This window comes from Streptomyces sp. NBC_00341, from assembly GCF_041435055.1.
Classification (GTDB): Bacteria; Actinomycetota; Actinomycetes; order Streptomycetales; family Streptomycetaceae; genus Streptomyces.
On record NZ_CP108002.1, the window covers coordinates 7,625,601 to 7,636,346 of the forward strand.

Below are 10,746 nucleotides of genomic sequence, written 5' to 3' on the forward strand. Positions count from 1 at the left end.
GAGGCGCCTCAGCCCCGGCCGGCCTCGGTATCCGCCTCCAGGGCGATGCGGTGCTCACCCGCGTACACGTTCATGGAAGGCCCCCGCAGGAAGCCGACCAGGGTCAGACCGGTCTCCGCCGCCAGGTCGACGGCGAGGGAGGACGGCGCGGAGACGGCCGCCAGCATCGGGATGCCGGCCATCACCGCCTTCTGCGCCAGCTCGAACGAGGCCCGGCCGGAGACCAGCAGGATCGACCGGGACAGCGGCAGCCGGTGGTCGGTGAGGGCTCGCCCGACCAGCTTGTCGACCGCGTTGTGCCGCCCCACGTCCTCCCGTATGTCCATCAGCTCGCCCGTCTCGGAGAACAGCGCCGCCGCGTGCAGGCCCCCGGTCCGGTCGAACACCTGCTGCGAGGCGCGCAGCAGGTCGGGGAGGGCGGACAGCAGCGCGGGCTCCACCCGGAGCGGGGGAGTGTCGGCGACGGGGTGCCGGGTCGTGGTGCGGACCGCGTCCAGACTGGCCTTCCCGCACAGCCCGCAGGACGACGTCGTGTAGACGTTGCGCTCCAGCGTGATGTCCGGGACCACGACACCGGGCGCGAGCCGCACGTCCACCACGTTGTACGTGTTGACCCCGTCGGCCGTCGCCCCGGCGCAGTACACGATCGACTGCACCTCGTGGCCCTCACCGATCACGCCCTCGCTCACCAGGAAGCCCGCCGCCAGCGCGAAGTCGTCGCCCGGGGTGCGCATCGTGATGGCGAGCGGCTTGCCGTTCAGCCGGATCTCCAGCGGTTCCTCCGCGACGAGCGTGTCGGGGCGGGTGGACACGGCCCCGTCCCGGATACGGATGGTGCGGCGGCGCTCGGTGACCCGTCCCATGACAGCCAGACCCGATTTCTGTACGTGGTGGAAGCCGAAGCGGCCCTTGGTGCGGAGGTTGCCCGTCGGGCACCGGCTGCGTCGAGGTGACCCCCACGGTCTCATTCTGCTGCACGTGCGGGGTGACACCGATGATGGTCCCGGAGTGCGCGCCGGGAGACAGAAATATTGTCTACAGTATGCGGTCCGCCGCGCAGAGGCTGTTGTCAAGCCTCCAATCGTTGAGCGGTAATCCTGTGGGATCACGTGCCTCTGTACCGGTCAGTAGCGACCAAGACTGGATGGTTCCTGCCATATGTAGCGAGGGGAACCTGAATATGACCGGCTCACGTGTCGTGGCGCTCGGCCACTATCAGCCCGCCAAGGTGCTCACCAACCATGACCTCGCGGCCATGGTCGACACCAGTGACGAGTGGATCACCAGCCGCGTCGGCATCAAGACCCGTCACCTCGGCGGCCCCGAAGAGCCGGTGGACGAGCTGGCCGCGCACGCGGCGGCCAAGGCGCTCGCCGCTGCCGGGCTCCAGCCCTCGGCCATCGATCTGGTTCTGGTCGCCACCTCCACCGCGATCGACCGGTCACCGAGCATGTCGGCCAGGGTCGCCGCCCGCCTCGGCATGACGTCGCCCGCGGTGATGGACATCAACGTGGTCTGTTCCGGTTTCACCCACGCCCTCGCCACCGCCGACCACGCCGTACGCGCGGGGGCGGCCACCCGCGCGCTGGTGATCGGCGCCGACAAGATGGGCGACATCGTCGACTGGACCGACCGCTCCAGCTGCGTGCTGATGGGGGACGGCGCCGGGGCCGCAGTGGTGGTCGCGGACTCCGGCTCGGCCGCCCGGCCGGGGATCGGGCCGGTGCTGTGGGGCTCCGTGCCCGGTATGGGGGACGCGGTACGGATCGAGGGGACGCCGCCGCGCTTCGCCCAGGAGGGCCAGTCGGTCTACCGCTGGGCGACCACCCAGCTGCCGCCCATCGCGCGCAAGGTGTGCGAGAAGGCCGGACTCACCCCGGAGGACCTCGCCGCGGTGGTGCTGCACCAGGCCAACCTGCGGATCATCGAACCGGTCGCCAGGAAGATCGGCGCGGTCAACGCGGTCATCGCCAGGGACGTGGTGGATTCCGGCAACACGTCCGCCGCCTCCATCCCGATGGCCCTGTCCAAGCTGGTGGAACGGGGCGAGGTGGCGGCCGGGGCTCCGGCGCTGCTCTTCGGCTTCGGCGGGAACCTCAGTTACGCGGGTCAGGTGATCCGCTGTCCCTGAGGGGGCAATGGTGCTCGGTAGGCTGTAGACGGCAGGCAATCGCTCGTTGCTCGTTGCTCGGAGGGGACCGCAGTGTCGTCCGCAGGACTGCCGCCAGGGACCGTGCCGAAGCTGGAACGACCCGGTCCGCTGCGTGAGCAGGTGTACGGGACACTGCTCGAACTCATCGCCACCCGTGCGCTCCGCCCCGGCCGGCACCTGGTCGAGAGCGAACTGGCCGGCCGCCTCGGGGTATCCCGGCAGCCGGTGCGCGAGGCCCTGCAGCGGCTCAGCACCGAGGGCTGGGTCGATCTGCGGCCCGCCCAGGGCGCGTTCGTCCATGAACCCACGGAGGAGGAGGCGGACCAGCTGCTGTCGGTCCGGACGCTCCTGGCGGCCGAGGCCGCCCGGCTCGCCGCCGCCCACGCCGGTACCGCGGGCATCGCCGCGCTGGAGGAGCTGTGCGACACCGGTGAGCGGGCCGCCGCCGACGACGACGCGGACCTGGCGGCCGCGACCGACGCGGCCTTCCACGCCAAGGTCATGGAGCTGGCGGGCAACGCCGTACTGGCCGGGCTGGCCGGACAGGTGGACCGCAGGGCCCACTGGTACCGCACCCCCGCCGCCCGGGAGCGGGGCGCCGGGTCCTGGGCCGAGCACCGCGCCCTGACCGCCGCGATCTCCTCGCGCGACGAGCAGCGGGCCGCGGCGATCATGCGGTCCCGTACGGAACGCGGCCGCCACCAGCGCGAAGAGGGCTGACCTCCGCGTTCTCGTTGCCCTCGCACGCCGGCTGAGCAGTCGGCCGATCCGGTGACCGGGGCCGGTGCTCCCACCTCTTTGTCCTCAGGGTGGAGAAAGTTGCGGTCGATTCCTGCGCAACTTCTTCCCACTCCGGGCAAGCGCTGCTACGTTCCCCTCCAAAGCCCGACGGACAGGCCGATGTGGCGGGGAGGGGCGCGTGAGACGTATGACGGCACGACCCGCGAATGCGCATCAGGCGCGACTGCTTCGGCTGTTGCGCGACGGCGGGCCCAACTCACGGGCACAGCTGGGGGATCAGGTCGATCTCTCCCGCTCCAAGCTCGCCGTCGAGGTGGACAGACTGCTGGAGACCGGCCTTGTGGTGGCCGACGGACTCGCCGCATCCCGCGGCGGGCGTCGCTCGCACAACATCCGGCTCGCCCCGGCGCTGCGCTTCCTCGGCGTCGACATCGGCGCCACCTCGGTCGATGTGGCGGTCACCAACGCGGAGCTGGAGGTCCTGGGCCACCTCAACCACCCCATGGACGTACGCGAAGGCCCCGTCGCCATCTTCGAGCAGGTGCTGTCCATGGCGGCCAAGCTCCGGGCCTCCGGGCTCGCCGAGGGGTTCGACGGCGCGGGCATCGGCGTACCGGGACCGGTCCGCTTCCCCGAGGGGATTCCGGTCGCACCGCCGATCATGCCCGGCTGGGACGGCTTCCCGGTCCGCGAGGCGCTCAGCCAGGAGCTGGGCTGCCCCGTGATGGTCGACAACGATGTGAACCTGATGGCGATGGGGGAGCAGCACGCGGGCGTCGCGCGCTCCGTGGGCGACTTCCTCTGCGTCAAGATCGGTACCGGTATCGGCTGCGGCATCGTCGTCGGCGGAGAGGTCCACCGCGGTACGACGGGCAGTGCGGGCGACATCGGCCACATCCAGGTCGAACCGGACGGGCGTCCCTGCGCCTGTGGCAACCGGGGCTGCCTGGAAGCACACTTCAGCGGCGCCGCACTGGCCCGCGACGCCGAGGACGCCGCCCGTGCCGGGCAGTCCGCGGAGCTCGCGGCCCGGCTGTCGGCGTCCGGGAAACTCACCGCCGTCGACGTTGCCGCCGCCGCGGCCGCCGGCGACGCCACCTCGCTCGACCTGATCCGTGAAGGCGGAAACCGGGTCGGGCAGGTCATCGCGGGACTCGTCAGCTTCTTCAACCCCGGTCTGGTGGTGATCGGCGGCGGGGTGACCGGACTGGGCCACACGCTGCTGGCCAGCGTCCGGACCCAGGTCTACCGGCAGTCACTGCCGCTGGCCACCGGCAACCTTCCCATCGTGCTGGGCGAGCTGGGACCCGCCGCCGGAGTGATCGGCGCGGCCAGGCTCATCAGCGACCACCTCTTCTCACCGGCCTGACCCAGCACCACCGGACCGTCCAGCACCACCGGCCTGACCCAGCACCACCGGCCAGGCCCCGGCCTCGGCCGGCCTCCGCACCACCGGCCCGTCCACCGGGCCGCAGCACGTGCAAGAGCCGCGCACCACCCGCCCGATCGCTCTCCCGCCCGATCGCTCTCCCGTCCGATCCGCTTCCCGCCGGACCGATCCTCGGCCGGCCGGCAACAACGGCACCGCCCCCGCGCCAGCGGCCGGGGTCCGGGTCAACCCCGGGACCGTACTTCGCCCTGCCCGCTCACCGGCACCCGCCGAGGGGATTTGTCATGGCTCCAGAACCACCCCTGCTCACCATGTCCGGCATCACCAAGACCTTCCCCGGCGTGCGCGCCCTGGACGGCGTCGACCTGGAGGTCCAGGCCGGCGAGGTCCACTGTCTGCTCGGCCAGAACGGGGCGGGCAAATCCACCCTCATCAAGGTGCTCGCCGGGGCCCACCAGCCCGACGACGGCGAGATCACCTGGCGCGGCTCACCGGCCGTGCTCAAGACGCCCATCGCCGCGATGCGCCTCGGGATCGCGACCATCTACCAGGAACTCGACCTGGTGGAGGGCCTGTCGGTCGCCGAGAACGTGTTCCTCGGCCATGAACCGACCACCGCGGGCTTCGTCGTCCGCACCCGTGACGGCCGCACCGCGGCCGGCGCACTGCTGAAACGCCTCGGCCACCCGGAGATCGACCCGGCCCGCCCGGTCGGTGAACTCTCCGCGGCCCAGCAGCAGATCGTCTCGATGGCCCGTGCGCTCTCCCACGACGTACGGCTCATCGTGATGGACGAACCGTCCGCGGCCCTCGACCCGGACGAGGTCGCCAACCTCTTCCGCATCGTCGCCTCCCTGACCGCCGACGGGGTCGCCGTCGTCTACATCTCCCACCGGCTGGAGGAGATCCGCCGGATCGGTGACCGGGTGACCGTGATCAAGGACGGCCGGACCGTCGCCGTCGGCCTCCCCGCCGAGTCCACCCCCACGCGCGACATCGTTGCCATGATGACCGGCCGCAATGTCGAGTACGTCTTTCCGCCGAGGCCCGAAGAGGTCCCCGCGAGCACCGGCGTGGAGCCGGTGCTCAGGGTCGAAGGCCTCACCAGGAAGGGCGAGTTCGCCCCGGTCGACCTGGAACTCAGGCCCGGCGAGATCGTCGGCCTGGCCGGACTCGTGGGCTCCGGGCGCTCCGAGATCCTGGAGACCATCTACGGGGCCCGCCGCGCCACCGCCGGGCAGGTCACCGTCGCCGGAAAGCCGCTGCGGACCGGCAGCGTCCGCGCGGCCGTCGCGGCGGGCATCGGCCTCGCCCCGGAGGAGCGCAAGGCACAGGCACTGCTGATGCTCGAATCCGTCACCCGCAATGTCTCGGTCTCCACCATGTCCCGTTTCTCCAGGGGCGGTTGGCTCGACCGGGGCGCCGAGCGCAAGGCGGCCCGCGCCGCCACCCGCGAGCTCTCGCTGCGCCCCGACAACCCGGACACCCCCGTCCGCACGCTCTCCGGCGGCAACCAGCAGAAGGCGGTCCTGGCCCGCTGGCTGCTGCGCGGCTGCCGGGTGCTGCTGCTGGACGAACCGACCCGCGGAGTGGACGTCGGCGCCCGCGCCGAGCTCTACGCCGTGATCCGCCGGCTGGCCGACGAAGGCCTCGCCGTACTGCTCGTCTCCAGCGAAGTGCCCGAAGTGCTGGGCCTCGCCGACCGGGTGCTGGTGCTCCGTGAGGGTCATGTCGTGCATACGGCGGACGCCACGGAGCTCGATGAGCACCGCGTACTCGACCTCGTGATGGAAGGGAGCCCGACGTCATGACGCAGCCCGTCTCCTCGGCACAGCAGACCGGGCCGGACAAGGGCTCCGCGCCCGCGTCCGTCCCCGCGTCCCCGCAGAAGGACAGGTCCCCCCGAGCCCTCGGGCTCCGCCTGGACCTGCGCAGTCTCTCGCTGCTCGGCGTCCTCGCCGCACTGGTGGTGGTCGGCGCCATCACGGAGCCCGACGCCTTCCTGGACACCGGGAACCTCCAGCTGATCCTGACCCAGGCGTCCGTCATCGGCGTCGTCACCGTCGGGGTGACCTTCGTCATCACCAGCGGCGGCATCGATCTGTCCGTCGGCGCCATGGTCGCCCTCGCCTCGGTCTGGGCCACCACACTCGCCACCCAGGAGTACGGCTTCGTCGGCATCCTGTTCACCGCGATGCTCGTCGGCCTCGGCGCCGGACTGGTCAACGGGGTGCTCATCGCGTACGGCCGGCTGGTGCCGTTCATCGCGACACTGGCGATGCTCGCCTCCGCCCGTGGCATGGCCCTCCTGATCACCGACGGCAAGACCCAGATCGTCACGGTCAAGTCCGTCCTGGACCTGGGCCTGCCCGGCTCCTACGTCCTCGGCATCCCGCCGCTGGTCATGATGTTCGCGGTGGTCACCGTCATCGGCTGGCTGCTGCTGAACCGCACGACCTTCGGCCGCCGCACCGTCGCCGTCGGCGGCAACGCGGAAGCGGCCCGGCTGGCGGGCATCGACGTACGGCGCCAGCGCCTCTACCTCTACCTGCTGTCCGGACTCTGCTGCGGCATCGCCGCCTTCATGCTGATCATCCTGTCCGGCTCGGGACAGAACACCAACGGCAACCTGTACGAGCTCGACGCCATCGCCGCCGCGATCATCGGCGGCACCCTGCTCACCGGCGGACGGGGCACCATCGTCGGCTCCGTGCTGGGCGTCCTCGTCTTCACCACGATCACCAACATCTTCGCGCTCAACAACCTGCAGAGCGACGTCCAGCAGATCGCCAAGGGCGCGATCATCGTCGCCGCCGTTCTGGTCCAGGGCCGCACCTCGGCCAACCGCGACAGCTGACGACCCAACACCTTCCTTACCACTTACGCCTGTTCCGCATGCCCACGCACCGGATGAAGGGTTTGACAGCCATGCCAGAAACCAGCCGCAGAGGACTGCTCTTCGGTACCGCAGCAGTCTCCGCGGGCGCCTTCCTGACCGCCTGCACCAGCAACGACCCCAAGGAGAAGGACACCGCGGCGCAGAGCAACGCTCCCGCCGCGGACGACAAGCCGGGTAAGGCCCTCACCATCGGCTTCGCGGGTCCGCAGGCCGACCACGGCTGGCTCAACGCCATCAACGAGAACGCCAAGTCGCGGGCGGAGAAGTACTCGGAGGTGACCCTGGAGACCACCGAGGGCTCCAACGACACCGCCGCCCAGATCGGCCAGGTCAAGACCCTCATCAACAAGAAGGTCGACGTCCTCATCATCCTCCCGGCCGACGGCAAGGCGCTCACCCAGGTCGGCCTGGAGGCCATGCGGGCGGGCATCCCCGTGATCAACCTGGACCGCGTCTTCGCCTCCCCGCAGGCGTACCGCTGCTACGTCGGCGGAGACAGCTACGGCATGGGCCTCAACGCCGGTACGTACATCGGCGAACAGCTCAAGGACAAGCCGAACGCCAAGGTCGTCGAGCTGGCCGGCATCGACGGTCTGGAGCTCACCAAGCAGCGCAGCCAGGGCTTCGCCGACGCGCTGAAGAACTACTCCAACATCAAGCTGGTGGCCCGTCAGGCAGCCGACTTCACCGTCGAGTCCGGCCAGGCGAAGATGTCCCAGCTCCTCCAGGCGCAGAAGAAGATCGACGCGCTGTGGAACCACGACGACGACCAGGGCGTGGGCGCGCTGCGCGCCATCCAGCAGGCAGGCCGGGACGAGTTCCTGATGGTCGGCGGGGCCGGGGCCAAGTCCGCGATGGACGCCATCAAGGCCGACAACAGCGTGCTCAAGGCCACCGTCCTCTACCCGCCGAGCATGGCGGCGTCGGCCGTCGACCTGGCCCGCGCCCTCGGCCAGAGCAAGGGACTCGCCGGCCTCTCCGAGGTGGAGATCCCGACCAACCTCACGCTCTTCTCCGCGGTGGTCACCAAGGAGAACGTCGATCAGTACCTGCCGACGGGCTTCAACTGAGAGGCCCCGCGGGAGGGTGCTGACCCTCCCGCCGCACCCACCGAACCACCGATGAGGAGGAAGCCCGGATGGCCCGTAGGGAAGAGACGGAGCAGGAGGCGGCGGCGCCGCCGACGTACCGGCCGATGGCGAGCGCACCCACGCTCGGGGTCGGCATGGTCGGATACGCGTTCATGGGCGCCGCCCACTCGCAGGGATGGCGCACCGCCGGCCATGTCTTCGAGCTGCCGATGCGGCCGGCTCTCGCCGCGATCTGCGGACGCGACCGCAGGGCGGTCGAGGCCGCCGCCGACCGGCACGGCTGGGCGGCGGCGGAGACCGACTGGCGGGCCCTGATCGCCCGGGACGACGTGCAGCTCGTCGACATCTGCACCCCGGGCGACAGCCATGCGGAGATCGCCATCGCGGCACTGGAGGCGGGCAAGCACGTGCTGTGCGAGAAGCCGCTCGCCAACACGGTCGCGGAGGCGGAGGCCATGACCGAGGCGGCGGCACGCGCCGCCGCCCGGGGCCAGGTGGCGGTGGTCGGCTTCAACTACCGCAAGGTGCCCGCCATCACCTACGCCCGGAAGCTGATCGAGCAGGGGCGGCTCGGCCCCCTTCGGCACGTGCGCGCCACCTACCTCCAGGACTGGCTGGTCGACCCCGGATCCCCGCTCACCTGGCGGCTGGAACGGGAACACGCGGGCTCCGGCGCGCTCGGTGACCTCGGGGCGCACATCGTGGACCTCGCCCAGTTCCTGGCGGGGGAGCTGCTGGTCGGGGTGTCAGCGGTCACCGAGACCTTCGTACGCGAACGGCCCCTGCAATCCGGCTCGTCGAACGGCCTGGCCGGGGTGGCGGACAGCGGGGCGCGGGGAGCGGTCACGGTGGACGACGCGGCGCTCTTCACCGGCCGGCTCGCCTCCGGCGCGGTCGCCTCCTTCGAGGCGACCAGGATGGCGGCCGGCCGCAAGAACGCGCTCCGGCTGGAGATCAACGGGGAGCTGGGCTCGCTCGCCTTCGACCTGGAGCGGCTCAACGAGCTGTCCTTCCACGACCACACGGAGCCCGCCACCACGGCCGGCTTCCGGCGGATCCTGGTCACCGAGCCCGAGCATCCCTACCTGGAGGCCTGGTGGCCGCCGGGGCACGCCCTCGGGTACGAGCACACGTTCATCCACCAGGCCCGTGACGTGGTGCGGACGATCGCGGACAAGACCGCGCCCACCCCGTCGTTCGCGGACGGACTCCAGGTGCAGCGGGTGCTGGCGGCGGTGGAGGAGAGCGCCGCGAAGAACTCCGTGCACACCCCCGTCCATTCGACCGCACAGCTCTAGGAGGTCCTGCGCATGCCCCGTCCCTTCACCCTCTTCACCGGTCAGTGGGCCGATCTGCCACTGGAGGACGTCTGCCGGTACGCCCGCGACTTCGGCTACGACGGTCTCGAACTCGCCTGCTGGGGAGACCACTTCGAGGTCGACAAGGCCCTCGCTGATCCGGGGTACCTGGACGGGCGCCACCAGCTGCTCGACAAGTACGGGCTGAAGTGCTGGGCGGTCTCCAACCACCTGGTGGGCCAGGCCGTCTGCGACAACCCGATCGACGAGCGCCACCAGGGCATCCTGCCCGCCCGGATCTGGGGCGACGGGGAGCCCGAAGGGGTGCGCCGCCGGGCCGCAGAGGAGATCAAGAACACCGCGCGGGCGGCCGCCGCCTTCGGGGTGGACACGGTCATCGGGTTCACCGGTTCGTCGATCTGGCACCTGGTGGCGATGTTCCCTCCGGTCCCGCCGCACATGATCGAGCGCGGTTACGAGGACTTCGCCGAGCGCTGGAACCCGATCCTCGACGTGTTCGACGCGGAGGGGGTGCGGTTCGCCCACGAGGTGCATCCGAGCGAGATCGCGTACGACTACTGGACGACGCACCGCGCGCTGGAGGCCGTCGGCCACCGGCCGGCCTTCGGGCTGAACTTCGACCCCAGCCACTTCGTCTGGCAGGACCTGGACCCGGTCGGCTTCCTGTACGACTTCCGGGACCGGATCTACCACGTGGACTGCAAGGAGGCGCGCAAGCGGCTGGACGGCCGCAACGGCCGGCTCGGCTCCCATCTGCCGTGGGGCGACCCGCGGCGCGGCTGGGACTTCGTCTCGGCGGGGCACGGCGACGTGCCGTGGGAGGACGTGTTCCGGATGCTGCGGTCCATCGAGTACGACGGACCGGTCTCCGTGGAGTGGGAGGACGCGGGCATGGACCGACTGACGGGCGCCCCGGAAGCGCTTGCATCGCTCAAGCGGTTCGACTTCGACCCGCCGAGCACGTCGTTCGACGCGGCGTTCGGCGGCAACGACTGACCGTCCGAACGGGGGCTCCGCCCCCGGACCCCCGCTCCTCAATCGCCGGAGGGGCTTAATGCTCAGCCTCGCCGGCGTTTGAGGCGCGGGGTCTGGGGCGGAGCCCCAGGTTCGGGAAGGGGCGGGTAGGGGAAAGCAACGCCCCCAGCCCGGTGGCA

9 protein-coding genes are annotated in these 10,746 nt (G+C 71.0%); 8 read left to right on the forward strand and 1 reads right to left on the reverse strand.

The window, feature by feature from the left end:
• Window positions 1–8 precede the first annotated feature (8 nt).
• Complete coding sequence (fdhD, locus tag OG892_RS34160; protein WP_328864698.1) at window positions 9–863, reverse strand: formate dehydrogenase accessory sulfurtransferase FdhD; 855 nt, start codon at window positions 861–863, stop codon at window positions 9–11.
• A gap of 317 nt (window positions 864–1,180) precedes the next feature.
• On the opposite strand from fdhD, the gene OG892_RS34165 reads away from it, so the two are divergent.
• From OG892_RS34165 to OG892_RS34200, 8 genes are all read left to right on the forward strand, one after another.
• Window positions 1,181–2,131 carry a beta-ketoacyl-ACP synthase III gene (locus tag OG892_RS34165; RefSeq protein ID WP_073734273.1) on the forward strand — a complete coding sequence of 317 codons (951 nt, stop codon included), beginning with the start codon at window positions 1,181–1,183 and terminating at the stop codon, window positions 2,129–2,131.
• 72 nt (window positions 2,132–2,203) lie between these two features.
• Window positions 2,204–2,872, forward strand: coding sequence for a GntR family transcriptional regulator (locus OG892_RS34170; protein WP_371631106.1), 669 nt, complete (start codon window positions 2,204–2,206; stop codon window positions 2,870–2,872).
• A gap of 208 nt (window positions 2,873–3,080) precedes the next feature.
• Window positions 3,081–4,262 carry an ROK family transcriptional regulator gene (locus OG892_RS34175; RefSeq protein ID WP_073734275.1) on the forward strand — a complete coding sequence of 394 codons (1,182 nt, stop codon included), beginning with the start codon at window positions 3,081–3,083 and terminating at the stop codon, window positions 4,260–4,262.
• 305 nt (window positions 4,263–4,567) lie between these two features.
• Window positions 4,568–6,094, forward strand: a complete 1,527-nt coding sequence (locus OG892_RS34180) for a sugar ABC transporter ATP-binding protein (RefSeq protein WP_073734276.1) — start codon at window positions 4,568–4,570, stop codon at window positions 6,092–6,094.
• On the forward strand, window positions 6,091–7,140 hold the full coding sequence (locus OG892_RS34185; protein WP_327339943.1) for an ABC transporter permease: 1,050 nt from the start codon (window positions 6,091–6,093) through the stop codon (window positions 7,138–7,140). Before OG892_RS34180 ends, OG892_RS34185 begins: the two co-directional genes overlap by 4 nt.
• A gap of 71 nt (window positions 7,141–7,211) precedes the next feature.
• On the forward strand, window positions 7,212–8,252 hold the full coding sequence (locus OG892_RS34190; protein ID WP_073734278.1) for a substrate-binding domain-containing protein: 1,041 nt from the start codon (window positions 7,212–7,214) through the stop codon (window positions 8,250–8,252).
• A 68-nt stretch (window positions 8,253–8,320) separates the two neighbouring features.
• Window positions 8,321–9,571: a Gfo/Idh/MocA family protein gene (locus OG892_RS34195; protein ID WP_371631107.1), complete on the forward strand. Its 1,251-nt coding sequence runs from the start codon at window positions 8,321–8,323 to the stop codon at window positions 9,569–9,571.
• Between the two features lie 12 nt (window positions 9,572–9,583).
• The gene (locus OG892_RS34200; RefSeq protein ID WP_073734280.1) at window positions 9,584–10,588 is read left to right on the forward strand and encodes a sugar phosphate isomerase/epimerase; all 1,005 of its coding nucleotides are present in this window, start codon (window positions 9,584–9,586) and stop codon (window positions 10,586–10,588) included.
• Window positions 10,589–10,746: the final 158 nt, after the last annotated feature.